The following is a 24,970-nucleotide window of genomic DNA, read 5'->3' on the forward strand; positions in this document are numbered from 1 at the left end:
CACCCCACCTCGACCGCGGACAACCCCGAACCAACACCTACCACCACCCCGAAAAACTCCTCCACCCCGACAACGACGACGGCGACGAGGACGGCGAAAGCGAGCAGGCAGCCTCCTAGCGCGGCAGCGATGCGCCGTGCCCAGCGGTCAGCCGGGGTGGCCGGTCAGCACCTCGGCGCCGGCGTCGGTGATGTGCACGGTGTCGCGGCGGACTACCGCCCCGATGCCCTCCTGCCACACGTGGCCGCTGATCGCCAACACCATCCCGGCTTCGAGCCGGTCGAGATCGCCCGCCGCCGAAAGCGTTTGGCAAACGACGGGCGGGTCGAAACCGAGTCCCAACCCGTGCGCGACGGGCATGGGCGGCAGCGGCTCGCCGGCCGCCTCATATGCGGCGAGCAGCCCGGTCGGGGGTGCACCGGGACGGCAGGCGGCGATCATCTTGTCGAACAGCGCATCCGAACGCCCGAAGAGTTCGCGCGTCGAGCCGTCGGCCGGATCGCCCGCCTGCCAAGTCCTGCCGACCTCGGCGACATACCCGTCGGCCAGCGCACCCGCCGCCAAGGCGACAAGATCACCCGGCTGTACCTCACCGCGACCGCGTTGCCACGGGTGTTCCCGCGAAGTCACCCAGGCGACGTCCTGGGTGGCCGGCGTGCTCACCCCGCCGGCGGCCATCGCCTCGAGCGCGGCCCCGGCTAGCGCCTGCTCGGATACGCCCGGGTGCAGCTCCGCCCGGGCGGCGGCGAGTCCCTTTTCCGCCACGCGGAGCGCCGGGCCCATCGCGGCGATCTCGTCAGCTGTCTTGACGCGGCGCGCGGTCCGCATGGCCGGCTCGCCGTCGACGAGTTCGGCGCGGGGGAAGGCCTCGGGCAGCAGCGCCGCGAAAGTCGGCGTGATGGCATCGGTTCCGACCCGGCGCGCCGTCGCCGCGCCGTCGATGTGCTTGATCACCTCGATGAGCGTCATCGGGTTCCAGGCCAGCCCGTACAGGTGATCGCGACCGATCTCGTCGGGCACTCCCTCGTCGTCGGTGCTGTTGAGGTAGATCGCCCCGGTGGCGCGCACCACGACGCACATCGGACCGAAGGGTCTCGTCCCGGCTATCCACAGCTGCGGGGCGCCGGTGACGTAACGAATGTTGGCCTGCCGCCCCAACACCAGGATGTCGAGGTCGTGCGCCTCCATCTGCGCCAGCGCCCGCTCGCGACGCCCCGTCCGCAACGACAGCGGATCTGGCGAAACTTCAGTCGCCATAAGGGGAGTAGGGGTAGTCGGTGATCGGCGTGTAGCCGTCTTCGGTGATCACCACGATCTCCTCACTGCGGTAGCCGCCGGTTCCGTCCTCCCACACCACGGGTTCGAGCACGAGCGCCATGCCGGGTGGAAAGACGAAGTTGTCGTCGAATTCCTCGCCAAGATCCGTTCCGATCATCGGGGCTTCGGCGGGGTAGGTGCCGATGCCGTGTCCGAGATAAAAGTGCGGCAGCCAAGGCTTGCAACCTCCGTTGGCGGCGATCGCCGCCCGCGCCAGATCCCCCGACGTGACACCGGCTTTGGTCACGGCAAGCACTTCGTCGAGGATGGCTCGCCACCGGCGGAACTGGTCCTGTTGCCGCGGCGAGGGCTCGTCGCCGACCAGCCATGTCCGCCCGAAGTCCGAGCAGTATCCGGCGTAGCTGATGCTGATGTCGGTCCACAGCACGTCGCCGGCGGCCAGCTCCCGAGCGGTGGGGAGCAGGGGCAACGCGAGATCACCGTGGGTCGTCCACACCCCGGCTTCCCGCGAGCTGGGCATCACCTGCCAGATGGCCTCGAGCATGTTGGTGGTGGCACCGAGCTCGAAGGCCCGCCGAACCAGCTTGGCCGAGAGGTCGATCTGCCGAACGCCGGGTGCCAATGCCTGCTGCACATCCGCCATGGCCTGCTCGGTGATGCGACAGGCGCGGCGAAGGCAGGAGATCTCGTCCCGCGTCTTGACCAATTGCGCCGCGCCGACCACGATCGCCGCATCCGACGGCGGGCCGGAGGGAAACAGAGTCTCGCCCGCCCGCCGCATCGCGCCCGTGAGCTCGTCGACGGCCACGACCGCGCCCGGCGGGATCAGGTCGGCCAGCTCGCGCGCGAAATCCTCTGCACCCTGGTCGAATTCGAGATAGACCGGCCCGTGCAGATGATCGTCGGGAACCGGTGGATCGGACGATTCGGGGAGCGCCCCGCCACGGAATGGCATGAAAAGGTGCGGGTGTTCGTCGTCGGCCAGCACGACGGCCACCGGGCGCTCCACGTGCGAGAGGCCCGCATCGAGCAGCGGCCAGCTGGTCCCCGTGGCATACCCGACGTAGCCGTTCATCAGCAGGATGAGCGCGTCGACGCCGTGGTCCGCCATCGCGGCTCGCAGGCGTGCGCCGGTCTCGGCGCGCATACGCACCCAGTTCGGCTCGTCGGGAATGTCGAAGACCGAGCCGCGGGCGGGCAGTGAGTTCGTCATCCTAAACGCCCAGAAACGCCTTGACGTTGCCGCTGACCACGCGGACGGCGTCCTCGGGGCCGACGGCGTCGACCACCGCGGCCAGCGACAGCTCCGAGTAGCCGAAAGTGCTCTCGTTGTGCGGATAATCCGATGACCACATCACCTTGTCGATTCCGATCTCCTCGATTTGGCCGAGCCCCACCCCGTCGACCATGAACGACGCGCACATGTGCTGATCCCAGTAATAGCGGATGTCGTGCTCCGGGTGGCCTTTGAGCATGTGCCGGTAAGAAGCCAGCACGTGCTCGGCGTCCTGCAGAGTCGGTGGCACCCAGGCGATTCCGCCTTCGAACCAGCCGACGCGCAGCCCGGGATGCCGGTCGAGAATGCCACCGAAGATGTACTTGGAGAACATCTCCCGGAACGAGTCGATGTTGACCATCATGGCGACCGCCACACTGTTGACCTCGCTCGGGCATTTGGGCTGGCTTTCGCCGATGTGGTGGGTGACCGGCAGGCCGGCCCCCTCGATCTCGTCCCACACGGCGCTCATCGCCGCGCTCGAGAAGTCGATGACGTGGCCGTTGTCGTCGTTGCCGGGGTTCAGTGGCATCAAAAACGTCTTGAGCCCCAGCGACTTCAGCTCGGCCAGGGTTCGGCGGGTGCCGCGCGGGTCCCACCAGTTGATCAGGCCGACTCCATAGCAGTGGCCGTTCGAGCGCTCCTGCACAGCGGCGATGTGCTCGTTGTAGATGCGCAGAATGCGTTCGCGCAGGTCCTTATCGGGGTAGTGGAACAAGGCCAGCACCGCGTTGGGGAATACCAATTCCTTGTCGACCCCGTCTGCGGCGAGTTCGTGGATGCGGGCGTCGATGTTGCTGGACACCGCGCCGGCCAGGTCGTCGTATTGCATGAGCACCGCACTGAAATCGCCAACCACCATGGATTGTCCCGGACGCCCGAGCAGGTAGGCGCCGTCCTCGTACCAGATCCGCGGCGCGTAGCCCTTCAGGTCGTCCGGAAAGCGCTCGTAGAAGATGTCGGCGGCCAGGGAGATGTGGTTATCGGCCGAGAACACCTCCGTGCCGGCGGGCAGACCCGTCGGCGATGCGGCGTCGTCCCTGGCGTGACCGCGGCGGTGCTTGGGCGCCCCAATCAAGCCCTCCGGGTACAGGGTGTGGGCTTGAGCTGACATCAGAGTCCCTTCATCGCGGGTAGCTGACCCCGGTGAGCTTCGAGGAAAGCTGCCACAGGCGCTCCATGTCGCCCTCACTGCGCGCCAAGCCGGGCACCGCGGCCAATGTGACTCCGCCCCCGGCGGTTTCGTAGAAGCCGCGTGGTCCGTAATACGCGCCGCCCCGCGCATCCGGTGCTGTCGCCGCATAGAGCGACGGCTTGATGCCCTCGTCGACGTCGAGCCACATGAAGGGCAGCAGTCTCCAGGTCAGCCGGGTCAGCCGCGCCTGCAGCGTCGGGTTGTCGCGGCCGTAGGAGGCGCCGCTGAGCAGGTTGGTCTTGCTCAATCCCGGGTGCGCGGCAGTGGACGTCACCCCCCAGCCGCCGAGGCGGCTGCGCCGATCCAATTCGATTGCGAACATGAGTTGCGCCAGCTTGGCCATTCCGTAGGAGCGCATGGGTTTGTAGCCATGTTGCGCGTTGGGATCGTTGAAGTCGAGACCGCGCTGCGTCGCGGCGATGCTGCTGACCGTGACCACTCGCGCACCCTCCGCCGCGCGCAGCAGCGGGAGGAGGTGCCCGGTCAGCGCGAAATGGCCCAGATGGTTTGTGCCGAACTGCAGTTCGAAGCCGTCCTGTGTTTCCTGGCGCTGCGGCGGTGTCATGACGCCGGCGTTGTTGATAAGGATGTCGACCGGGCGACCCTCCGCCGCCAGTTCCTCACCGAACGCCGCCACGCTCTTCAGGGACGACAGGTCCAGATGCCGGATGGCCAGCTTGGCCGCCGGTGCCTGCCGTCGGATCTCGGCGATCGCGGTCTCGCCCTTCGTCCGGCAGCGGATCGCCAGGACGACGTCGGCGCCCGCGGTCGCCAACCGTTTCGCCAGACCCAGGCCCAGACCACTATTGGCTCCGGTCACGACCGCGAAACTGCCGGACAGGTCCGGCAGTTCGAGGGTCAGGTCGGGCTTCACCACGTCACGGGAAGCTCGTAGACGCCGTACGCCAACGAGTCGTGTTTGAACGGCAGGTCCTCGAGCCGGACCGCCAACCGCAGCGTCGGGATGCGACGCAGCAGGGTGGGCAGCACGATCTGCAGCTCCATCCGAGCCAGTTGCTGACCCACACATTGGTGGCGGCCGTAGCCGAAGCCGACGTGCGCGCCATCCTCGCGGGTTAAGTCCAGCCGGTCCGGGTTAGGGAATCGGCGCGGATCCCAGTTCGCCGGCGCGACGTCGAGGATGATGCCCTCGCCGGCCCGGATGGTCTCCCCGCCGACCTCGATGTCCTCGACGGCGATGCGCCGCTGGCCGGTCTGGATGATGCTCAGGAACCGCATCAATTCCTCGACCGCGATGGCGATCGCCTTCGGGTCGTCGGCCTCGCACAGCACTGCCCGCTGATCGGGGTGGTCGAGCAGCGCCGCCACGCTCAGGCTCAGCATGTTGGCGGTGGTTTCGTGCCCGGCGATCAGCACGCCGAGGGCCAGTTGGGTGGCCTCGCGCACGCTGAGCTCTTCGGCGTTGACGCGCTCCGCGAGGTCGGACACCAAATCCTCAGAGGGATCTACCATCTTGGCGCGGATCAGCTTGGCGATGTATTTCGCCAACGAGGCGGCGCCCTGCGCCGTGTCCTCCTCGGTCGCGTAGCGCCCGGTGCCCCGTTGAGCCTGCTCCTGGAAGAAATCCGCGTCCTCGTAGGGCACGCCCAGCATTTCGCTGATCACCAACGAGGGGACCGGCAGCGCGACGGTGCTCACGACGTCGCCGGGATTGGGGCCGGCCAACAGGGCATCGATGCGATCGTCGGCGATCTTCTGCACCGCCGGCCGCAGCCCTTCGACACGTTTGAAAGTGAATGGCTTGGACAGCATCCGGCGGAATCGGGTGTGCTCTTCGGCATCGGACGTGAACACCGACCGCGGCCGTTTGTCGACCGTTGCCAGCATCCCTTCATTCCAGTGCGGATAGCCCGGCAGGCGGTCGTCGACGCTGGTGCGCGAGTCGGTGAACAACGCTCGTATCGCGTCGTAGCCGTGGATCAGCCAGGGCGTGCTCCCGTCCCAGATCCGCACCCTGCTCAGCTGCCTGTCGGCATTGAGCTCCAACGCCTCCGGCGGCGGGGCGAAGGGGCAGCCCGGCGCCCGCGTCATCGGAAAGTCGGGAATATCGGTGGCGGTCGAGGTCTCAGTCATCGTCCTCCTCGGTTCTCATTTGCCGCGCCCACATGGACCGGCGCGCGCCACAGTCCGACGATCGCGTCGATCAGCCCCTCGCCTGCTACGGGCCAGCTCGACCGCGACCGCGGCCCGTGCTCGGCCAGGGCGCCCTCGTGCTCGGCGCAGGTATGCATCAGGAGGTTGCGGACCATCGCGATTCGCTCGAAACGCACGCGCTTGGGCAACTCGGGCAGGCAGCGGGTGATCCCGTCGATCGTCTGCACCAACCGCGGCGACGTGAGCGCGTCCTTGGTGACGACGTGGCGATAGGTGGGGTCGGCCATCGCCTGGGCGGCAAACCGTGCATACCAGCTCGGCGTGCCCAGGGCGGCCAGGTGGTCAGTGAGGGGGCGCACCAAGGTGCACACCCAGTCCCGTAGCTCGGTCGAATCGCCCACGTCGGCAAGCATTTGCGCGCGCAGCTCCTCGATCGGCTCGCGATGCTTGCTTTCGATGGCCCGGAGCAGGTCGGTCCTCGTGCCGAAGTGGTAGCAGGCCGCGGCGTTGTTGCCCTGCCCGGCCGCCTCGCTGATCTGCCGGTTGGACACCGCGTACATGCCACGCTCGGCGAACAGCACCTCGGCGGCCGACAAGATCGCCTCTCGGGTGCCCGTCGACCTCTCGGAGCGTGCCATCCGCTCGGCGGTCATCGCCTCAGTGAACACTGCGCACCAGATTAAATCAAACAATTTATTTAACGCCCGGCGCGTGCGGGCAGCGGGTCAGATCGCCATCCGCGTCGAGCCTGTAATCCTGCAGGCCCTTACTCGCACTTTGTCTGCAGATTTACAGGGTCGGCGACGGGGCCCTCCGTCGCCGCCGCGCCGAAAGCGCCGGCCCGGAATAGAGTACGGCTGTGAATCCGCTGCAGCGGGTGGCGCGCAACCCGACCGCCTACCGGTGGTTGGTGCTTCGGGGGCGACCGGCGGCCCAAGGCGCCGAAGCCGTGCTCCGCTTCGCAAGCAAGGGACGCCTCGGTGTCCTGGACCTGACCGGGGTGCCCAATGTGCAGGTCACCACCTCGGGGCGCAAAACCGGTCTGGCCCGCACCGCCACCGTGCAATGTGTGCCCACCCACGACGGCCTGCTGGTCGTCGGCTCCAACTGGGGCTTGCCCCGCCATCCGTCATGGTCGGCGAATCTCAAAGCGACAGAACGGGTCACCGTTCGCAGGCGTGGCCACCGGTTCACCGCGAAGGTGCGCTTGCTCACCGGAGAAGAGCGCGTAAAGGCATGGGCCACCGTGCTGACACACTGGCCCAATTATCAGATCGCCCAAGACCGCGCCGGCCGGCGCCCATTTCGGCTGTTCCTTCTCACGCCGAATTCGTAGCCGCTCAGGCCATCAGGCCGCCGATCCGAGCGCGCCGAAGATCAGTTCGCCGTAGGTCGCCATCCGTTCCGAACCGAGAATCCCGGGCCCCATCTTGTTCATCACGTAGGAGACGGTGGTTTGGCGGTCGGGCCACGCCAACACCATCGAGCCGCCCCAACCTCCCCAGAAGCAGATCTTCTCGTCGGGGACATAGGGGAGCGCCTCCCTCTGCGGTAACCCGTATCCGAGACCCCAGCGCAGCGGCGCGGGCAGCACGAGGTCGAAGCCGCTCGCCTGCTCATCGAAGATCTTCTCGACGGTCTCGGGTTTGAGCAGTCGAACTCCGCGGGCCTTGCCGCCCAACGAGATCACCGACAGGATCGCCGCCAGCGAACGCGCGTTGCCGTGGCCGTTCAGGGCGCCCAGGTCGGCGTCGCGCCAGGCCGGCGTGTTCGCGGCCTCGGCGTTGGGCGGCGGACCGCTAAAGGTTTTGCGCAGCGGGCTGTCCTCGGGAAGCTGGTCGAGCGGCAACTCGAGCGGGGGCGGCGGGACGATTTCGGCGATGCGGTCGTAATCGGCTGGCACCGCCCCGATTTGGAAGTCGGCGCCGAGCGGTCCCGCGATTTCGTCGCGGACGAACTCCTTGAGCGAATGCCCGGTGACGCGGCGTATCACCTCGCCGATGAGGTGGCCCTGGTTGTGGGCGTGATAGCCCGAGGCGGTTCCCGGTTCCCACCACGGGGCCTGGGACGCGAGGGCCGACGTGGCCCTGTCCCAGTCGTACATGTCCTCGGTGGCAAAGGGTAAATCCCAGCCGGAAACGCCGGAGGTATGCGACAGAATGTGACGAATCTCGATGTCCTGCTTGCCATTAGCTGCGAATTCGGGCCAGTAGGCGGCCACCGGCGCCGTGGGCTCGACCAGGCCGCGGTCGATGATCATCAGGGCGGCCAGGCTGGTGACCGTCTTCGTTGAGGACCACACGTTGACGATGGTGTCCTCGGCCCATGGCCTGGTGCGTGCGGCATCCGAGTGGCCGCCCCAGATGTCGACGACGCTTTCGCCGCCGATGTCGATGGTGATGCACGCGCCAACCTCTTCGCCGGAGGCGATGTTGTCGGCCAGCGCCGCCCGGACCTCGTCGAAACGCGCGTCGCAGTGCCCAATGACGTCCATCTGATCAGCTCCGTTTCGCTCTGCGCCCCGATGTGACGCCCGTCACCACGAACGGAACATAGGGGACGAACGGGGCGCCGGGCAAGGGAGCTAACGAGCCGCCTGGCCGGCGATGTGCGTGAGCAGGTCCCGCGCGACTCCGGCGGGCGGTGTGCGCCCACCCACCCAGATGGCCCGCAGCTGGCGTCTCAGGTTCAATTCGGTAATCGGCACCGTTCGCAGCCGTCCGATCGCCAGGTCGTCGGCGACCGCCAGCCTGCTCATCACCGCGGGCCCCGCGCCCGCCGCCACCGCGGCGCGCACCGCGGCGGCGGAGGACAGCTCGAGAACCGGATGCGCTTGCTGGGCGGACTCGCCCAGCGCTTGGCGCAGCGCCGCGGTGAGCGCGTCGCGCGTCCCCGATCCCGGTTCGCGAGTCACCAGCGGCGTCTGACTCAGTTCCACCGCGGTTATCGATCGCCGGCGGAGCGCCCATTTGTGGTCGGGAGGCACGATCAACACGAGCTCGTCGTGCGCGACCACCTTGCTGCGCAACTCTTTCGGCAGGTGGGGGGTCTCGATGAAGCCGAGATCGGATTTTCCGTCGCGCACGGCGGTGATCGCCCGGTCGCTGTTGGTGGCGGTCATGATGACCTCGGGGGCGGTGGCGCCGAGCCGGCTCGCCGCGACCTGTAGGGATACCAGCCAGCGCGGCATGAGTTGTTCGGCGATCGTGAGGCTGGCCGCGACCTTGACGCGCTTGCGTCGTTCGGCTCGCAGTGAGGCCAACCCCGCGTCCACGTACTGGGCGACGTCGAGCAAGCGATCCGCCCACTCCGCGACGACGACACCGGCGGGTGTGAGTTGCGAACCGCGCGGTGTCCGAATGACCAGCGCGATCCCGGTCTGGGCCTCGATCGAGGCCAGTCGCGCCGAAACCGCCTGCTGCGTCAGCCCGAATTCCCGGCCCGCGGCGGCGAGGCTGCCGGTCCGGGCGATGGCCAAGAAGATCTCGAACGCGGACAGCTGGGGTATGTGACTGCTCAGCGGCATGACGATCCTCCGGATACAAGGCGACCTTGGGGGTACCCACAAGTAAAGCTTGTGACCCCACAAAACTCACCCCCCTAGCCGTGGCCCCGCAGCGGAGGGACGATTCCTGATATTGCCGGCAGAGGAGGAAGCGTGACAATAAGCGCCATGACGCCGACCGTGGCACCGTGGGGGAAACGCGACGACATGATCGTCCGTGCACACTTTCCCTACAACGCCGAACCGCCGCCCGCGGCGCTGGCCGACGGCGGCATCACCCCGATCGACGCTTTCTACGCCCGCAATCACGGGTGCTTCCCCGACACGGCGCCGCGGGACTGGCGGCTGGCAGTCAAGGGACTGGTGGAAAGGCCGCTCACCTTGACGTATGAGCAGCTGACCAGCGATTTCGAGCAACACGATCTGGTGGCGACGCTGGCATGCGCCGGCAATCGGCGCGCCGAGCTGCTGCGGGTGCGGCCCATACCCGGGAAGGAGCCCTGGGCGCACGGGGCGATCTCCACCGCCCAGTGGCGGGGCGTCCGGCTGGCCGACGTCCTGGCGGCCGCCGGAGCGCAGCACGACGACGGGCTGCACGTCGCCTTCGAAGCGCTGGACATCGCCGAGGAGTCGACGCCCGTGCAGCCCTACGGCAGCTCCATCCCGCTGAGCAAGGCGATGTCACCCGAAGTCCTGCTCGCGTGGCAGATGAACTCCGAACCCCTCCCGCGCGCCCACGGTGGTCCGGTGCGGGTGGTGGTGCCCGGCTACATCGGTGCACGCAGCGTCAAGTGGGTCTCCGCCATCACCGTGCAACCGGGCCCTTCGGAAAACTACTTCCAGTCGCGCGACTACCGCATCCTGCCGTCGGACGCCGACCCCGACGCCGTCGCCGCGGGGGAGGGCATCTCGCTGTCCTCCCTCGCGCTCAACTGCGACATCCTCGACCCCACCGACGACGACCGGGTGCCACGCGGTCGGTTGACCGTCCGCGGCTACGGCATCGCCGGCGACGGCCGCAGCGTCGAGCGCGTCGACGTGTCGCTCGATGACGGGCTCACCTGGCGGCAAGCCGACCTGCATCCGGCCCCCAGTAAATGGTCGTGGCGACCGTGGTCACTGCTCGTCGACGTCGAGCCGGGACCGTTGCGCATCACCGCCCGCGCCTGGGACGAGACCGGTGCGGCGCAGCCGGAATCCGCGGCGTCGCTGTGGAACCCGCGGGGCTACGGCAACAACGCGTGGGCGCGCGTCGCATTGAGCGTGCAATGAACGTGCGATGACGCGAGCCGGCTAGGTCCCGTTGGACTTCTTGAGGTGCGCGATCTCGCCTCCCCATACCGATTGGGCGCCTGCGTCACCGGTGCGGTAGACCTGCACCATCGACGAGACACTCACGGCGAGAACGACAATCGCGACGACGACGTGGGCGATCACCCGGCGCTTGTCGGATCGGCGTTCGATGAAGCGCAGCGCGACCAGTCCGATTGCGACCACCAGCAGGGCCGCCGCGAAGTACACCATCGTGCTGCCGCGTTCGGCATGTTCCTGCAGGATGGGGCTGGGCTTTTTCCTCAGGTCGTAGAGCCATTCGCCGGCGTTGATCGTGATGGGCGTTATCACCATCGTGGCGACTGCCATCAACAGAGTGAGCCACAGCAGCGGGCCCCGCCGGGCGGGTGGCCACAAGCCACAGACGATTTCCAGCAGGGCCGTGAGCGGCACGAACACCACCACCAGATGCAGCCATAGCGCGTGGGCCGGCAGGCCGTTGACGACGTTCATAATCCCCTTCGGCTGCTCGCGACAGGTTCGCAGCTCAGCCGCCGAGCCCCTTCTTCACGGCCGCGTCCTGCTTCTGCGCCACGTCGGTGACAAAGTCCTGCGGCGGGAGCGACTCTACCGGTCCGTCGAACTCCAGCGTGACGAACGCCTTGCCCTCAGTGAACAGCAAGATCAGGACGCCCTTGGAGTTGTCCGGCGAGTTCCCGGTCAGCGTCGTTCCGCCCGTTCCGACGTTGAAGGGTTCGGTCTTCGGATTCTTGACGTTGTTGTCCTGATTGCCCTTGGCCGCGTTCAGCGCGTTCGTGGCAGCCGCGGGGTCTGGGAGCACCTGGATCGTGTCCTTGATGACGTGGCTGTTGTCCTGGGTGCTGAAGACCGTCGCGACGCCCGGCTGGCCGTTCGGGTTATTCGTCGGCGGGCTGCCCGTGAACTGGATCGGTGCGTCGATGTCGCTCGCCTGGATCAACAGCGAGGCGTAGTCGGCCGCCGGCGCCGGCGGTTTCGCCGCCGAGCTGGTGGTATTCGTGGCGGGGCTGGATGACCCCGACTGCGACGTCTGAGCCTGCTTACTGCCACAACCGGCCACCGACACCGTCAGCGCCGTCGCTACCGCGAGGCCGGCGATCACCGTCCGAGAACCCCTCATCGCATCGCGCTCCTTCCAGGCTGACTCCGGCGACACAGTCGACTCGTTTCCGAATCGCACAGTACATCGCCCGGCGCCGCCGAACCTGGCGGTGGGACGGAGTCAATCCAGCTGGTCGCGCAGGCACCGCAGGGTGTTGGCCAAGATGCGAGAGACTTGCATCTGCGAAACGCCGATTCGCTCGGCGATCTGGCTTTGGGTCATCGATTCGAAGAACCGCATGTGCAGCACCTGGCGTTCCCGCTCGGGCAGCGCGCAGATCAGCGCGCGCACCGCCTCGCGGTCGGTGATGTGCTCTATTTGCGGATCGATGCCGCCCACCGCGTCCGCCACCAATCGGGGTCTGCCCGAGTCGTCGGCGCCGAGGGGCGCGTCCAGCGAGTCGAGACGATAGGCGTCGCCCGCGACGAGGCATTCGACGATTTCCTCCCGCGGGACGTCCAGCACCTCAGCCAGCTCGCCGGCAGTGGGCGCACGGCCCAGCTTTTGCGCCAAATCGCTTGTCGTCCGGCTGATTTGGACGTGCAACTCGCGTAACCGGCGCGGCACCCGCATGGCCCAGCTGTAATCGCGGAAGTAACGGCGGACCTCGCCCATCATGGTGGGAACCGCGAACCCGATGAAGCTGGGTCCCTTGTCGGGGTCAAATCGGTTGATGGCGTTCATCAGCCCCAGGCGGGCGACCTGAATCAGGTCGTCGAGACCTTCGCCGCGGCGGGCGAAGTGGCTGGCCACATGGTCGGCCAGGGGCAGGCATCGGGCCACGATGCGTTCGCGCTGGCGGCGGTACTCGTGTGACTCGCCGGGTATCTGGCGCAGCGCTATGAACATCTCGACAACGTCGTCGTACGAATCGTCCGTTTTTGTGTTGGCTGACCGGGTGGGGCGGGGTGGAGTGGCGACGTCGATCATCGGCTGAATCGCGCCTTGCCGACACAACTCTCGGTGAAAAGATAAGCGCAGGAATAGGTTTGCATGTTGGCCCACCTTCTATGGGTCACGTGCGGTGAGGCATTCGCAGTTCTGCGCACAGTCGCCTCCGCAGCACTTGTATCCGCAGGACGAGTCGGTGATCAGCGCACGTAGCAATAACGGAAGGAGTGACGGAGCTGATATCGCCGGAGCTGCGTCAAGCCCAACAACCGTGCGGGCTGATTGACCGCTTTGAGCTAAACGGCGACATGTCCAAGAACGGACTTCACCCGTGACTATACGCCCCATCGCACGAACCCGCGATCTCGCTCGCACGACAGCACGGAGGTCAAGTACGAGTTTCTCTTTCTCGTGTCGCCTCGGTACCGTTCGCCGCATGCCTGTGACCACCGCGGTTCACGCCGATGCATAGCCCCAACCTGCTGGCCGGACGGGGTGTGGTGGTCTCTGGCGGCAGCCGCGGCATCGGGCGCGCGGTGACCGAACTGCTGTGCGCGCTCGGCGCCGGCGTGGTCGTCAACGGGCGCGAGGCGGACGCCGTGGGGGAGACGGTCGCGGCGATCACCGGCTCGGGGGGCCACGTCGCCCCGGTAATCGGTGCCGCGGACGACGAACGCGTGGCCGGCGCGCTGATCGACGAATGCCTGAGCTCCTTCGGTCGGTTAGACGCCCTGATCAATTGCGCCGGGATCGCCGAGCCGCCCGGTTCGTCGATCCTCAATGTGTCGCCGGCGGAATTCGACCGCCTGATCAGCGCGCACCTCGGTACGGCATTTCACACCTGCCGGGTCGCGGCCCACGTCATGGCCGCCCAAGGACACGGCGCGATCATCAACACCGGTTCCGTGGCCTTTCTCGGCGGCTACGGCGGAACCGGCTACCCCGCGGGCAAAGGCGCCGTCAATGCGCTGACGATGGCCATCGCGGCGGAACTGAAGCCCCATGGGGTGCGGGCCAACGTGGTGTGTCCCGGCGCGCGGACGCGGCTGTCCACCGGCGCCGAGTACGAACAACACATCGAGGACCTGCACCGCCGCGGACTGCTCGACGAAATGGCGATGCGTGCCTCGCTGGACAGCGTGCCGGCCGCGTATGTGGCCCCGCTCTACGCCTATCTCGCCAGCGACTTGTCGCGCGACGTGACGGGTCAAATCCTGGTCGCCGCGGGCGGATTCGTCGGCAGCTTCGATCGGCCGACGCCGCGCGTGCTGGCGTATCGCGACCACCACGGCGCCGAGCCGTGGTCGGTCGAAGACCTGCACAGGATGCTCGGCACGCCGGCACCCACCTAACCGTTGAACCCGTTGGCCGGCGGTTACGTATCCACTGGAGTGACGAGCGGCGGGGCCATTCGGATCCTGGTTATCGGCGCCGGTGTGAGCGGCATTTCGGTTGCGCGGGGACTGCTGCGGGACGGCCATGACGTCACGGTCTTCGACCAGCGCGACGACACCCGCGCCGGCGGCGGCGCGGTGACCATCTGGTCCAACGGTGCGGCGGTGCTGCGGCAGCTGGGCGTCGACATGGACGGGGCCGGCCAAGTGCTTTCCCGCGTGCGCGTCCTGACCTCTCGGGGGCGCCGGCTCGCGAACTTGGACGTGACCGCGATGGTGGACCGGCTGGGCGCTCCCATTCGGATGGTTCCCCGTCGCCTCCTGCTGGAACGATTGTTGGACGGCTTTCCGATCGATCGCATCCGGTGCAACGCGCGAGCGGTGGGGGTCGTCGCGACCCCCCGTGGCGCGCAAGTCGAATTCGAAGACGGCAGCGTGGCCCGGGGCGACGTGGTGATCGGTGCCGATGGTCTGCACTCGATCCTGCGAGACGTGGTCGGCGCGCCCGCCGCCGAGCCGACCGGCTGGTGCAGCTGGCAGGGACTTGTCGCCATTCCGGAGCTCGCCGACTCCCGCGTGGCGATGATCGCCATCGGTGCAGGGGGGAACGCCGGCGTGTGGCCGGCGGGCGGTCGCGAAGTGCAGTGGTGGTTCGACTTGCCGTGGTCGCAGGACTTCGTCAGGCCGCCGCGCCCGCTCGACGTGCTTCGGTCCAATTTCACCGGCTGGTCCGAGACCGTCGACCTCGTCTTGAGGAGATTGACCGACGACGACCTGGCGGGCTCGCCGTATCCGCATTTTCGGCATCCCATTGCCGGCGCCCTGCCCGCTGCTCCGCTGACCCTGCTCGGCGACGCCGCCCACACCATGCCGCCCACCCTGGCCCAGGGAACTAACCAGGCGCTGCTCGACACCATGGTGCTGTGCAAGGCGCTGTCGGAGGTCCGCACCGGAGCGACGGACATTTCCCGCGCGCTGCGCCGGTATGAAAAGACCCGGCGACGCCGAGTCGCGGCCGTCTCGCGGGCGGCGGCGCTGCAGCTGGCTCACGGCGAGTCCGTGCTGCGGCCGGCGGCGTTGCTCCCCGACCGGCTACATACCCGGATGCTGACCGCGTTCCTGGGCTGGACGAGTCACCGCCGGATGTCGGCGGAGATCGAGCGGGGCCTCGTCGCAACCCCCATCGCGCGCGTACGCCCGTGAACGCCACCCCAGTCCTCACCCCGGTGCGCCGCGCCGACGGTCCCGTGCGGGTGCGCGGGGATCTCGACGCGCCGTCGCGCAAGCGGTGGCTCGTCAAGTGGTGCGTGCTGGCCGTTCCGCACTACCCGATATTGATATTTCTGTACGCCGTGTATCCGCTGCTGACGATCGTCGCCGGCGTCGCGATCCTGTTCACGGGGCGCTATCCGCGCCCGATCTTCGACTTCAACGTGGGGGTGCTGCGCTGGTCGTGGCGGGTGATGAATTACCGATTCCCGATGAACAGCACGGACAAGTACCCCCCGTTCACGCTGGCGTCCCGGCCCGACTATCCCGGCGACCTGGTGGTCGACTATCCCGAGCGGCTGACCAACTGGGCCGTGCTGGTGAAGTGGTGGCTGCTGGGGCTCCCGCAGATCGCGCTGTGTTGGGCAATGGAGCCTCTGCTGCAGGTGCTGTGCGTCATCTCGGCGGGATGGTTGCTGTGCACGGGGTCGGTTCACCCCGGCATGTTCGATCTCCTGATGGGAATCGTTCGGTGGCGCTACCGGGTGGCGGTGTATGTCTCGTTGATGTCTGACGAGTATCCACCGTTCCGGCTGGATCTAGGGGGTCGATAACGCGCGAAAACCCTTTGTTCCCTTACGTCTACCGGTTTGGACAGCCGATTTTCGATCGGCTCTTCTACAACCGCTATCGTCGCGCGGCGATCGGACACGCGACCGGCCGGCTGCTGCTGGTCGGCCTGGGTCCGGGGACCGACCTGAAGTTCGTGCCACCGGCGGTGACGACGGTCGCCGCCGTGGAGCCGGTCGCCGCCTTCCGCCGGATGGCGTCGCGTCTTGCCGAACGCCACGGCATTGCCGTCGAGGTCGTCGACGGGACTGGCGAGTCGATCCCATTCCCGGACAACAGTTTCGACTCGGTTCACATCGGGTTGGTGCTGTGCTCGGTCGACGATGTGGCCGCGACGCTGCGCGAGATCCGGCGCGTGCTCGTCCCCGGGGGGAGGCTGGTGGTCCTCGAGCACGTCCGCGGCGAGGGCGCCACGGGCCGGCTCCAGGACCTCATTGCGGGGCCGTGGTCGTGGCTGGCCGCCGGCTGCCATCCGAACCGCCGAACGGTCGAAGCCATCGCCGCCGCCGGCTTCGACACCTCAGGGCTGCACCGCATCCGAACTCCAGTACCGTTCCCGTGCAAGCCGCACCTTCAGGGCTTTGCCACCGCGACGGCCGATGTTAACTAGATCAACATTGAACCGATGGGGCGTCCCTTTCGTGTAGTCCTAGACGCCGCGTGTTGTCGGCGATGACTGCGCCGGCGCGATCGTCGCGGCCCTCAGGGAAGGGACTGTGGTCATGAACTTTTCGGTGTTGGCACCTGAGATCAATTCGGCGCGGATGTTCGCCGGCGCGGGTTCTGCTCCCATGTTGGGAGCTGCCGCCGCTTGGGAGGCGTTGGCGTCCGAGTTGGGGTCCGCGGCGTCATCGTTCTCCTCGGTCACGTCGGGCCTGACGGGCCAGGCGTGGCAGGGTCCGGCGTCGGCGGCGATGGCGGCCGCGGCGGCCCCATACGCGGGGTGGTTGAGCGCGGCGGCGAATCAAGCGACCGGGGCGGCCGGGCAGGCCCGGGCGGTGGCCGGCGCGTTCGAAGCCGCGCGCGCCGCGACGGTACATCCCTTGCAAGTGGCGGCCAACCGAAATGGGTTGGTGCAGTTGATAATGTCCAATTTGTTCGGGCAGAACGCGCCGGCGATCGCAGCCGCCGAGGCCGACTACGAGCGGATGTGGGCGCAGGACGTAGCGGCGATGGTCGGCTATCACGCCGGGGCCTCGGCCGCCGCGGGGCAGCTGCCGCAGTGGCAGGAGTCCGTGCACGGTTTGGCGACCCGGCTGGCCGGGGCGCTGGGCCTCAGCCCGGTCACCAACCCCGTGCCCGGCGACCCGGACTTCATGAGCCAAACGGGTGGGTTCGCGGGCTTGTTGTCGAACACGTCCGTTGCCGATCCCGACGACAACAATTTCGTCGGGACGACCTTCACCAGCCCGCTCTTCACGGCCTCAGTGACCTCCGGCGCCGAGCCCACGCTGGGCCTGGGGGCACCCGGGCAGACGATATTGACGTTCCAGAGCCCGGTCGCCCCGTTCTTGAATAGTTCGATCGCCCTTCCGGTTACGGATCCCTTGGCGCCCCTGTTTACCGCGCTGCTTCCGCTCGGCTTCTGAGTTTTCCGCGCGAAACCTACTCGACGCTCACGGCGTCGATGATGTTGAGCCGGGCCGCGCGCCGGGCCGGCGGCAGCGAACCGAGCAAGCTGATCGCCAGCGCGCCGAGACAGAACGCGAACGCCGTCCGGCTCGGGCGGAACGCGACCTGGAAATTCATCATGTCCCCGCTGACGAGACTGAACAGCCACTGGTCCGCGCACCCGAACGCGAGTCCCAACACGCCGCCGATCACACCGATGCCCGTCGCCTCGGCCAGCACCATCCGCAACGTGAACCGGCGGCTCGATCCCATGGCCCGCAGCACACCGAGTTCCCGGCGCCGTTCCAGCACCGACAGGGTCAACGTGTTGAGTAGCGCCACCGCCGCGACACATACCACGATGATCCACACCGCATTTGCGATGAACATGCTCTGGCGCATCGGGGCCTCAAGCCCCGCCAGCTTGGCGCGACCGCCGTACACGTAGTTGGGCGAGGGCACCACGCGCCGGACGTCGGCCAGCAGGCGATCGGGATTCACGCCGGGCCCGGCGGCGATCTCGAGGGTGGTCGTGACCGGGCGGTCGAACCACGAGCGCATGTCGTCGAGGCTCATCCCGACGGTCCCGATGACCGTCGAGAAGTACGGGACGAGCGCCAGCACGGTCGCCGGCCGCACGCCGTGCGGCGTTTGCATCCGCAATTGGTCGCCGACCCCGACGTGCAGGGTCTTGCCCAGATTTTGTGACAGCACCACGCCCCGACCGGCGAGCACCTGGTCGCGCACCCGCGCGTCGAGCGCGCCGTAGAGCGGATCGGCCGTACCCGGCGAAAAGCCGTCGAGCATGACGCGGGTGCCGCCGACCTCGGCGAACCCGAGCGCGCCCTCGGTGACCCGCCGCACCCCGGGCAGCGCCGCAATTTTGCCCGAAAGGCCTTGCGGAAGGGCGTCGGTGGGATAGCTGTCGGGGGAGTTCGCGCTCACCCAGACGGGCACGTCGACGACCGGGGCGAAGACGTTCCGCGCGGACCGGATCATGTCGGTGTTGGTGCCGGTGATGGTGACGGTGGTGACCACGGCAATGAGCACCGTCATCACCGTCGCCCATACGCGTCGCGGCGCCCGCTCGATGGTCGCCGCGGCGAGCGCCCCGACGGACCCGAAGGCGCGGGCCGCGGCGGCCGTCGCGTTGACGATAGGCACCGTGAGCGCGAAGCCCAGCGCTATCTCCGCGGAGAACACCGCCGACACCGCGACAAACGCCACGGCGCCACGCTGGTTGAGCACGATCCCGATGGACAGCCCGAAGACCGCGACGGCCGCCAACCCGGCGGTGATCCGCAGCCATCGCGGCACCCGGTCGGCGGCCGAAACCCCCACGGGCGCCAACGCTTCGATGGGTGCAACCTTGTACACCTGCCGGGCCGCCATCGCCGACGCCACCACGCTGGTCAGCGAGGTCACCGCGACCGCGGCCGGGATGGCGTAGCCGGGCAGCCAGTACTCGATGCGGGCTTCCAGGCCCTGGGTCATCGCCGGAGGCAATCGGCCGATCGCGATGCGGCCCAGCGCAATTCCGATGGCCGATCCGACGGCCCCGCCGATGATGCCGAGTATCGCCGCCTCCGCCAGCATGTCGCGGACGATGGTGGCGCGGCGCCCGCCGATGGCGCGCAACAACGAGATGACCGGCCGCCGCTGGGTGATCGCCATCGTCATCGTGGTGTAGATCAGGAACGCGCCGACCATCAGCGCCACCATGGCGCCCATCAGGGCCATGTAGTTCATCAGCTTGACGCCGTCACCGGCACGCGTGGCCCGCATGCTGGGGTCGGCGACGACGGCCCGCCCGTTCACCGCGCGGCTGACGGCGGCGCGAACCTGGGCGAGATCGGCGCCGGGCTTGGTGGTGATCAGGATCGAGTCGAGCTGACCCTGCCGCCCGGTGACGTTCTGCGCCAAGGCAAGTGGGGCGAGCACATAGTGTCCGCCGTTAAGGGCGGCGGCCTGCTTGCCCGCGAGCACCTCGCCGACCGTCACCGAGGCGGAACCGAGTTGGAACGTTGCGCCTTTCGCGTGGCCGGCGCCGGGTCCGACCCGCACGGCGTTGGCCGCGAGCGGTCCCGCGGGCCCGTTTTTCGGGTCGTCGCGCATGGCGTCTTTCAGGACGCCACCCAGGGCGGCGAGGCGATCGTCGGCGCCGAACAGCAGGACCGGCCCCGACGAGGTGGATACCGCCGTCCGGATCATCGGCGCCGCGGTCGCGACCCCGGGAACCGCGGCCACGTCGGCGGCGACCGTGTCGGGAAACCCGGCGTCGGTGATGCCCGACACCTCCAACGAGGCGATGCCCGCGATCCCGTCGGCGAGCCGGTTGACCGATCCGGTGATCGAGCCGAAGATGCCGAACACCGCGACCAGATACATGGCCGACGCCGCCATCACGGCGATCGACGCGATCGTGCGCCGTCGGTGCACCGCCAGTTCACGCAGGCTGAACAGGCGCAGCCGGCCGGCCGCCGCGCCGATCCCAGAACCCGGTGTCACACCGGGACCGCCAACCGCTCGTCGGAACCGATCCGACCGTCCTGCAGCATGATCACCCGATCGGTCGCGTCCGCGGCCGCCGCGTTGTGGGTCACCATCACCACCAGCCGTCCGCGGCCGGGCTCGTGGGCCACCTCGCCGAGCAGCGCCAAGATGGAAGCTCCCGTCGCGGAGTCGAGGTTCCCGGTCGGTTCGTCGGCGAGGATCAGGGGCGGGTCCATCATGAGGGCGCGCGCCACGGCGACCCGCTGCATCTGGCCGCCGGACAGCTCGGCGGGCCGGTGGTCTATCCGGTGCCCGAGCCCGACGCGGTCCAGGAGCCGTGTCGCGTCCGGTTTGGCCTTGCCCAGCCGGACGCCGTCGAGCAGCTTGGGTACCGCGACGTTCTCCCACGCCGACAGCGTCGGCAACAGGTTGAAGAACTGAAAGATGAAGCCCACGCGGCGATGGCGGAACGCCGACTGCTGCTCATCGCTGAGGCGGCCGATCTCCGCGCCATCGAACGTGATCGACCCGGAATCGGGGGAATCCAGCGCGCCGAGCAGGTGCAGCAGGGTGCTCTTCCCCGCCCCCGACGGCCCGACGACCGACAGGAAGAGCCCGCCCTCGAGCCGGAGGCTGATCTCGTCGAGTGCGCGCACGGATTGACCGCCCACCCGGTACTCGCGCACCACATCGCGAAGCTCGATGGTCAACGGTGTGGGCCTGGGAGGATTGCCGGTGTCGATGCGTCTGAACATGTTCCTCCCGCGCGTCCGCACTCGTCAGCGCATGACCACCCCACGCGAACCGTGCCCCCGCGGCGCTGATATGAGAGATAACGAGGCCCCGCGGCGATCGGTTCACTGGACGGGATGTTTATCCGTCGCGGCGTTTGGGGAACCCGTCGGTCTTCATCGGGGCGCCTGCGGCACCCGAGGAATTGCCGCGTCCTGTTGTCGGAGCGGACCGGCGAAATCACACCGCGGTCATCAACAATTAACGCGAAAAGATTTGGTAAGCAGTGGCTTTCCACATTTTCGCTACCTAAACTCTGTGGGGGTTAGGGCGGGGTATTGAGAAGTCACTAGTCGAGCAGGCGGCTATGGAACGACTAAGCGGACTTGATGCATTCTTTCTCTATCTGGAGACTCCGACGCAGCCGTTGAACGTGTGTTGCATTGTGGAGTTGGACACCTCGGCGATGCCGGGCGGTTATACCTACGGCCGCTTGCGCGCCGCGATGGCCAAGCGCGTGGCCGCGATGCCGGAATTTCGGATGAAGCTGGCCGACTCGCAGCTGAACCTGGATCATCCGGTGTGGGTGGATGACGAAGACTTCCAACTGCGCCGCCACCTGCGCCGCGTCGGGGTGCCGGCGCCCGGGGGGCGCCAGGAGTTGGCCGACATCTGCGGCTATATCGCGGGGCTTCCGCTGGACCGCGATCGCCCGCTGTGGGAGATGTGGGTGCTCGAAGGCGGCGCCCGCGCGGGCGCGGTGGCGGTGCTGCTCAAGGTCCATCACGCCGTGGTCGACGGAGTGGCCGGCGCGAACCTGCTCGCCCAGCTGTGCACCCTGGAAGCCGACGCGCCGCCCCCGAAACCGACGCGCGGCGCGGGTCGCGGCAACGCGCTGCACATTGCCGCGAGCGGGCTGCTCGGGTTCGCGATGCGGCCTTTGCGGCTTGCGACCGTGGTGCCGGCGACAATGCTGACATTGGTGCAGACGGCGCTTCGCGCGCGCGACGGGCGCACCATGGCCGCGCCGTTTTCGGCGCCTCCCACCCCCTTCAACGGCGCCGTCAGCGGGCTCCGCAACATCGCCTTCAGCCAGTTGGACATGCGCGATGTCAAGCGGGTCAAGGAACGGTTCGGGGTGACGGTCAACGACGTCGTGGTCGCGCTGTGCGCGGGGGTGTTGCGGCGGTTCCTGCTCGACCGCGGCGAGCTGCCCGAACACCCGCTGGTGGCGACCGTGCCGGTGTCGGTGCGCGACACGTCCCACCGGCCCGGCCGCAACCAGACCACCTGGATGTTCTGCCGGGTGGAAAGCCAGATCGGCGATCCGGCCGAACGCATCCGCACCATCGCGGCGGGTAACGCGGCCGCGAAGGACCACACCGCGGCCATGGGTCCGACGTTGCTGCACGACTGGACGCAGTTCGGCGGGCCTACGATGTTCGGCGCGGCCATGCGGATCCTGCCGCGCATCCCGATATCGCACAGCCCGGCGTACAACCTGATCCTGTCGAACGTGCCCGGCCCCCAGGCCCAGTTGTACTTCCTGGGCTGCCACGTCGACACCATGTATCCGATGGGACCGATCATCGGCAGCGCGGGGCTCAACATCACCGTGATGTCGCTGGGCGGGGAACTCGGCATCGGCATCATCGGGTGCCCCGACCTGCTGCCGGACTTGTGGGACATCGCCGACGCATTCCCCGATGCGCTCAAGGAGCTGCTCGAATGCGGCGACGTTCAGCTGGAAGGTAGCCCTGGGCGCTAGCTCTCGCGACGCGAAGCCACCCGGCGAGCGCCCCCCGTCGGGCTACGCTGTCCTTCCCAACCTCAGGAGGGCCGGTAGCCGATGCAACCCACCCCGCTCGACCCAGTTGCCAGCGAACGCCTGTCCCACGCGGGCAAGGTCTTCACGTCCGACCTGTCGATCAATGAATTCGCCCTGCTGCACGGCGCCGGGTTCGAGCCGATCGAACTCGTCATGGGCGTCTCGGTCTATCACGTGGGATACCAGTTCACCGGCATCAGGCAGCAATCCGAGCTGCCGGTACTCACCGAGGCGACCTACCGCGCCCGGTGGAACGCGATGTCGCGGATGCAGGCCGAGGCCGATTCGCTCGGCGCCGACGGGGTGGTCGGCGTCCGCCTGGACTGGCGTCATCAGGGGGAGGGCGAGCACCTCGAGTTCATCGCCGTCGGCACCGCCGTGCGGTACACCGGGAAGCCCGGGGCATACCGACGCTCCAACGGGCAGGCGTTCACCAGCCACCTGTCCGGCCAGGACCTGACGACCCTGCTGCGGTCCGGCTACACCCCGGTTGCCTTCGTGATGGGCAACTGCGTGTTCCACGTTGCCGTGCAAGGGTTTATGACGATGCTGAAGCAGGCGGGACGCAACACAGAGATGCCGCAATGGACACAGGGCAGCTACCAAGCCCGGGAGCTGGCGATGTCGCGCATGCAGAGCGAGGCCGAGCGCGACGGCGGAGCCGGCGTCGTCGGTGTGCATTTCGCCATTTCGAACTATGCGTGGGGGCATCACACGGTGGAGTTCTACGTGGCGGGCACGGCCGTCCGTCGCGGTGGCGAGGCGCAAACCCTGACGCCCTCGTTCGTCCTGCCGATGAGTGACTGATGACCTTCGATCATGAGCGGGTCAGTCATGCCATCGGGTCGGCCCTGGCCGGGCCCGGGGGAGTCGCGCTGGTGGTCAAGGTGTTCTGCGGTGTGCCCGGAGTGGTCCTCGTCCCGGCGCGGCGGGGCTTCTTCCGCTCCCAGCCCGAGCGGATCCAGATCGGCGACTGGCGATACGAACTCACCGCCGACGGCCGGCTGTCCGCCGCTCACGTGGTGAACGGCATCGTCCTGGCCGAGGAGGTGCTGGCCGCCGGCGTCGTGGGTCCGCACATCGCCCGCGCGCTCGGGCAACTGGTGAGCAGTTACGGCCCGACGATCGTTCCGAACATCGATGCGGCGCTCGAGGTTCTCGAGAGCGCGCCGCGTTTCTGACCGACCCGGGCTCACTCGCCGTTGCCGGGTTGAGCCTGATCGATCGCCACCACCCATCGGCTGAACCGCCACACGCCGCCTTGTTTGGCCGCCGTGAACTCGTAACGTCCGGTCAGATCGGGAACGGGCGGGCCACCGTCTTTGACGGCAAAAACCTGGACGTAACAGTGCCCCGTCGCCTCGGTGTCGCCCTGGCTGGAGAACCAAAACGAATTCAGCGCGTGGCGCCGTTGGTTGTTTTCGGCCTCGAACCCCGCCTTCCGGACCGCGAGCAGGCTCATGACCGTGTCGATGTCCGCCGACAGCGGGCGGCCCTCATGCCACAGGACGAGCTCGGGTGACCCGGTGAACAAGGCACGGAAGTCGTCGAGCCGGTTCTCGTCGTAGGTGTAGGCGTACGCGCCGAACAGGTTGATGATGGCCAACCTGTCGGCGACGTCGAAGGCGGTGCCGCCGACATCTTCGGCCGGAGCGTCCATCGCCACTCGACCTCCTCGGTCGCCTCGTCCGGGTGCGCCTATAGGCGGCTCGCGGCGAAATCCGCCGCCTGATCGACCATCCCTGCGTCGACGTATTGCCGGTGCGCGGCCGGGAATCCCGATCCCGAACAGACCGGATCGTTGGGAACGCACAGGTCGATCGTCTTGGGTGCATACAGCGGGCCGACCGTGACCGGCGGCTCGTTGATGATGCTCATGAACTGACCCGACGGCTTGCCGAACAGGGCGACCGCGGCGACGTGGTTGGCGACGTCGGGCGGCATCGGCTGGGGTGGTTGCGCGAGATTTGCGCCGTCCGGCACCTGGTTCGCGGTCACGAAACCCATCACGGCCGCGCCCTGGGAATATCCGCCCAGCACCATTTTGGTTCTGGGGCAGCTCACCGCCATGGACTCAACGTGGTGGCCGGCGTCGTTGATGCCGTCAATGGCGGTGGGAAAGTCCGTGGTGGCCGGGTAGTTGACCGGATACACGCCCAGCGATTTGCCGCCCACGCGGGACCGCAACGTGTCGACGAAATGCTGGCCGATGCCGCCGACCCCGGGAGGCTCGCTGGTGCCCCGGGCGAACACCACCTCGACGTCGGGGCATGGCTCCGCCCACGCCGAGGGAACGGGTGCCAGCGCCAATACCCAAATCGGCGCCAGCGCAGCACAAATCAGGTTGAGGGGAGGGAACTTCACGTCAAAATCTTGGCACAAGGCGAGCGCGGATGCTCG

The 24,970-nt window shown here is 67.9% G+C and carries 24 protein-coding genes and 1 pseudogene; 10 read left to right on the forward strand and 15 right to left on the reverse strand.

Annotated features, from left to right (window positions below; genetic code table 11):
- Positions 1 to 147: 147 nt before the first annotated feature.
- Genes A5787_RS23195 through A5787_RS23220 form a run of 6 tightly spaced genes read right to left on the reverse strand, consistent with a single transcriptional unit; the run spans position 148 to position 6,532 of the window.
- Positions 148 to 1,257, reverse strand: a complete 1,110-nt coding sequence (locus A5787_RS23195) for a Xaa-Pro peptidase family protein (protein WP_066971406.1) — start codon at positions 1,255 to 1,257, stop codon at positions 148 to 150.
- Positions 1,247 to 2,491, reverse strand: a complete 1,245-nt coding sequence (locus tag A5787_RS23200; protein ID WP_066971407.1) for a Xaa-Pro peptidase family protein — start codon at positions 2,489 to 2,491, stop codon at positions 1,247 to 1,249. Before A5787_RS23200 ends, A5787_RS23195 begins: the two co-directional genes overlap by 11 nt.
- Position 2,492: 1 nt before the next feature.
- On the reverse strand, positions 2,493 to 3,668 hold the full coding sequence (locus A5787_RS23205; RefSeq protein WP_066971409.1) for an amidohydrolase family protein: 1,176 nt from the start codon (positions 3,666 to 3,668) through the stop codon (positions 2,493 to 2,495).
- Between the two features lie 10 nt (positions 3,669 to 3,678).
- A complete protein-coding gene (locus A5787_RS23210) occupies positions 3,679 to 4,626 on the reverse strand; it encodes an SDR family oxidoreductase (protein ID WP_066971410.1) in 948 nt (315 codons plus the stop codon).
- Positions 4,620 to 5,843 carry a cytochrome P450 gene (locus A5787_RS23215; protein ID WP_066971412.1) on the reverse strand — a complete coding sequence of 408 codons (1,224 nt, stop codon included), beginning with the start codon at positions 5,841 to 5,843 and terminating at the stop codon, positions 4,620 to 4,622. The genes A5787_RS23210 and A5787_RS23215 overlap by 7 nt, the downstream gene beginning before the upstream one ends.
- On the reverse strand, positions 5,840 to 6,532 hold the full coding sequence (locus tag A5787_RS23220) for a TetR family transcriptional regulator (RefSeq protein ID WP_066971413.1): 693 nt from the start codon (positions 6,530 to 6,532) through the stop codon (positions 5,840 to 5,842). The genes A5787_RS23215 and A5787_RS23220 overlap by 4 nt, the downstream gene beginning before the upstream one ends.
- 191 nt (positions 6,533 to 6,723) lie before the next feature.
- Between A5787_RS23220 and A5787_RS23225 the strand changes: the two genes are divergently transcribed.
- A complete protein-coding gene (locus A5787_RS23225; RefSeq protein WP_066971415.1) occupies positions 6,724 to 7,200 on the forward strand; it encodes a nitroreductase family deazaflavin-dependent oxidoreductase in 477 nt (158 codons plus the stop codon).
- Positions 7,201 to 7,212: 12 nt separating this feature from the next.
- Here A5787_RS23225 and A5787_RS23230 read toward each other — a convergent pair whose 3' ends face one another.
- Together A5787_RS23230 and A5787_RS23235 are read right to left on the reverse strand one after the other, a co-directional pair.
- On the reverse strand, positions 7,213 to 8,358 hold the full coding sequence (locus A5787_RS23230; protein WP_066971416.1) for a serine hydrolase: 1,146 nt from the start codon (positions 8,356 to 8,358) through the stop codon (positions 7,213 to 7,215).
- A gap of 90 nt (positions 8,359 to 8,448) precedes the next feature.
- Positions 8,449 to 9,390, reverse strand: a complete 942-nt coding sequence (locus A5787_RS23235) for a LysR family transcriptional regulator (protein ID WP_066971418.1) — start codon at positions 9,388 to 9,390, stop codon at positions 8,449 to 8,451.
- Positions 9,391 to 9,537: 147 nt separating this feature from the next.
- Between A5787_RS23235 and A5787_RS23240 the strand changes: the two genes are divergently transcribed.
- Positions 9,538 to 10,641 carry a sulfite oxidase gene (locus A5787_RS23240; protein ID WP_066971420.1) on the forward strand — a complete coding sequence of 368 codons (1,104 nt, stop codon included), beginning with the start codon at positions 9,538 to 9,540 and terminating at the stop codon, positions 10,639 to 10,641.
- A gap of 21 nt (positions 10,642 to 10,662) precedes the next feature.
- Here A5787_RS23240 and A5787_RS23245 read toward each other — a convergent pair whose 3' ends face one another.
- The 3 genes from A5787_RS23245 to A5787_RS23255 all read right to left on the reverse strand — a co-directional run bounded on the left by A5787_RS23245 (position 10,663) and on the right by A5787_RS23255 (position 12,712).
- Positions 10,663 to 11,154: a DUF2231 domain-containing protein gene (locus A5787_RS23245; protein ID WP_066971421.1), complete on the reverse strand. Its 492-nt coding sequence runs from the start codon at positions 11,152 to 11,154 to the stop codon at positions 10,663 to 10,665.
- 34 nt (positions 11,155 to 11,188) lie between these two features.
- The gene (locus A5787_RS23250; protein WP_066971461.1) at positions 11,189 to 11,800 is read right to left on the reverse strand and encodes a hypothetical protein; all 612 of its coding nucleotides are present in this window, start codon (positions 11,798 to 11,800) and stop codon (positions 11,189 to 11,191) included.
- Between the two features lie 102 nt (positions 11,801 to 11,902).
- Positions 11,903 to 12,712, reverse strand: coding sequence for a SigB/SigF/SigG family RNA polymerase sigma factor (locus tag A5787_RS23255; protein WP_066971423.1), 810 nt, complete (start codon positions 12,710 to 12,712; stop codon positions 11,903 to 11,905).
- A gap of 425 nt (positions 12,713 to 13,137) precedes the next feature.
- Here A5787_RS23255 and A5787_RS23260 point away from each other — a divergent pair, with 425 nt between their 5' ends.
- From A5787_RS23260 to A5787_RS28375, 5 genes and pseudogenes are all read left to right on the forward strand, one after another.
- Positions 13,138 to 14,025 (forward strand): SDR family NAD(P)-dependent oxidoreductase, encoded by an 888-nt coding sequence (locus A5787_RS23260; protein ID WP_066971425.1) that lies wholly within the window; start codon positions 13,138 to 13,140, stop codon positions 14,023 to 14,025.
- A 63-nt stretch (positions 14,026 to 14,088) separates the two neighbouring features.
- A complete protein-coding gene (locus A5787_RS23265; protein WP_066971463.1) occupies positions 14,089 to 15,270 on the forward strand; it encodes an NAD(P)/FAD-dependent oxidoreductase in 1,182 nt (393 codons plus the stop codon).
- 50 nt (positions 15,271 to 15,320) lie between these two features.
- The gene (locus A5787_RS23270) at positions 15,321 to 15,890 is read left to right on the forward strand and encodes a DUF4389 domain-containing protein (protein WP_066971465.1); all 570 of its coding nucleotides are present in this window, start codon (positions 15,321 to 15,323) and stop codon (positions 15,888 to 15,890) included.
- Complete coding sequence (locus A5787_RS23275; protein WP_066971427.1) at positions 15,887 to 16,516, forward strand: class I SAM-dependent methyltransferase; 630 nt, start codon at positions 15,887 to 15,889, stop codon at positions 16,514 to 16,516. Before A5787_RS23270 ends, A5787_RS23275 begins: the two co-directional genes overlap by 4 nt.
- 112 nt (positions 16,517 to 16,628) lie before the next feature.
- Positions 16,629 to 17,130, forward strand: a pseudogene (locus tag A5787_RS28375) (PPE family protein); the annotation flags it as partial.
- Between the two features lie 381 nt (positions 17,131 to 17,511).
- Here A5787_RS28375 and A5787_RS23285 read toward each other — a convergent pair.
- Together A5787_RS23285 and A5787_RS23290 are read right to left on the reverse strand one after the other, a co-directional pair.
- Positions 17,512 to 20,025 carry an FtsX-like permease family protein gene (locus A5787_RS23285; protein ID WP_066971431.1) on the reverse strand — a complete coding sequence of 838 codons (2,514 nt, stop codon included), beginning with the start codon at positions 20,023 to 20,025 and terminating at the stop codon, positions 17,512 to 17,514.
- A complete protein-coding gene (locus A5787_RS23290; RefSeq protein WP_066971433.1) occupies positions 20,022 to 20,720 on the reverse strand; it encodes an ABC transporter ATP-binding protein in 699 nt (232 codons plus the stop codon). Before A5787_RS23290 ends, A5787_RS23285 begins: the two co-directional genes overlap by 4 nt.
- A 389-nt stretch (positions 20,721 to 21,109) precedes the next feature.
- Here A5787_RS23290 and A5787_RS23295 point away from each other — a divergent pair, with 389 nt between their 5' ends.
- The 3 genes from A5787_RS23295 to A5787_RS23305 all read left to right on the forward strand — a co-directional run bounded on the left by A5787_RS23295 (position 21,110) and on the right by A5787_RS23305 (position 23,751).
- Complete coding sequence (locus A5787_RS23295) at positions 21,110 to 22,510, forward strand: wax ester/triacylglycerol synthase family O-acyltransferase (protein WP_066971435.1); 1,401 nt, start codon at positions 21,110 to 21,112, stop codon at positions 22,508 to 22,510.
- Between the two features lie 81 nt (positions 22,511 to 22,591).
- Positions 22,592 to 23,377 carry a heavy metal-binding domain-containing protein gene (locus A5787_RS23300; protein WP_066971437.1) on the forward strand — a complete coding sequence of 262 codons (786 nt, stop codon included), beginning with the start codon at positions 22,592 to 22,594 and terminating at the stop codon, positions 23,375 to 23,377.
- Positions 23,377 to 23,751, forward strand: coding sequence for a DUF5073 family protein (locus A5787_RS23305; protein ID WP_066971438.1), 375 nt, complete (start codon positions 23,377 to 23,379; stop codon positions 23,749 to 23,751). The genes A5787_RS23300 and A5787_RS23305 overlap by 1 nt, the downstream gene beginning before the upstream one ends.
- An 11-nt stretch (positions 23,752 to 23,762) precedes the next feature.
- Here A5787_RS23305 and A5787_RS23310 read toward each other — a convergent pair whose 3' ends face one another.
- Together A5787_RS23310 and A5787_RS23315 are read right to left on the reverse strand one after the other, a co-directional pair.
- Positions 23,763 to 24,230, reverse strand: a complete 468-nt coding sequence (locus A5787_RS23310; protein ID WP_066971440.1) for a nuclear transport factor 2 family protein — start codon at positions 24,228 to 24,230, stop codon at positions 23,763 to 23,765.
- A gap of 38 nt (positions 24,231 to 24,268) precedes the next feature.
- Complete coding sequence (locus tag A5787_RS23315; protein WP_369829155.1) at positions 24,269 to 24,910, reverse strand: cutinase family protein; 642 nt, start codon at positions 24,908 to 24,910, stop codon at positions 24,269 to 24,271.
- Positions 24,911 to 24,970 lie beyond the last annotated feature (60 nt).

This window comes from Mycobacterium sp. 852002-50816_SCH5313054-b, from assembly GCF_001667185.1.
Classification (GTDB): domain Bacteria; phylum Actinomycetota; class Actinomycetes; order Mycobacteriales; family Mycobacteriaceae; genus Mycobacterium.

Excerpts from the sequence above, each read along its gene's own strand:
- A5787_RS23195 (WP_066971406.1), bottom strand. The coding sequence starts at position 1,257 with ATGGCGACTGAAGTTTCGCCAGATCCGCTGTCGTTGCGGACGGGGCGT.
- A5787_RS23200 (WP_066971407.1), bottom strand. The coding sequence starts at position 2,491 with ATGACGAACTCACTGCCCGCCCGCGGCTCGGTCTTCGACATTCCCGAC.
- A5787_RS23205 (WP_066971409.1), bottom strand. The coding sequence starts at position 3,668 with ATGTCAGCTCAAGCCCACACCCTGTACCCGGAGGGCTTGATTGGGGCG.
- A5787_RS23215 (WP_066971412.1), bottom strand. The coding sequence starts at position 5,843 with ATGACTGAGACCTCGACCGCCACCGATATTCCCGACTTTCCGATGACG.
- A5787_RS23230 (WP_066971416.1), bottom strand. The coding sequence starts at position 8,358 with ATGGACGTCATTGGGCACTGCGACGCGCGTTTCGACGAGGTCCGGGCG.
- A5787_RS23235 (WP_066971418.1), bottom strand. The coding sequence starts at position 9,390 with ATGCCGCTGAGCAGTCACATACCCCAGCTGTCCGCGTTCGAGATCTTC.
- A5787_RS23240 (WP_066971420.1), top strand. The coding sequence starts at position 9,538 with ATGACGCCGACCGTGGCACCGTGGGGGAAACGCGACGACATGATCGTC.
- A5787_RS23245 (WP_066971421.1), bottom strand. The coding sequence starts at position 11,154 with ATGAACGTCGTCAACGGCCTGCCGGCCCACGCGCTATGGCTGCATCTG.
- A5787_RS23250 (WP_066971461.1), bottom strand. The coding sequence starts at position 11,800 with ATGAGGGGTTCTCGGACGGTGATCGCCGGCCTCGCGGTAGCGACGGCG.
- A5787_RS23255 (WP_066971423.1), bottom strand. The coding sequence starts at position 12,712 with ATGATCGACGTCGCCACTCCACCCCGCCCCACCCGGTCAGCCAACACA.
- A5787_RS23260 (WP_066971425.1), top strand. The coding sequence starts at position 13,138 with ATGCATAGCCCCAACCTGCTGGCCGGACGGGGTGTGGTGGTCTCTGGC.
- A5787_RS23295 (WP_066971435.1), top strand. The coding sequence starts at position 21,110 with ATGGAACGACTAAGCGGACTTGATGCATTCTTTCTCTATCTGGAGACT.
- A5787_RS23300 (WP_066971437.1), top strand. The coding sequence starts at position 22,592 with ATGCAACCCACCCCGCTCGACCCAGTTGCCAGCGAACGCCTGTCCCAC.
- A5787_RS23305 (WP_066971438.1), top strand. The coding sequence starts at position 23,377 with ATGACCTTCGATCATGAGCGGGTCAGTCATGCCATCGGGTCGGCCCTG.
- A5787_RS23310 (WP_066971440.1), bottom strand. The coding sequence starts at position 24,230 with ATGGACGCTCCGGCCGAAGATGTCGGCGGCACCGCCTTCGACGTCGCC.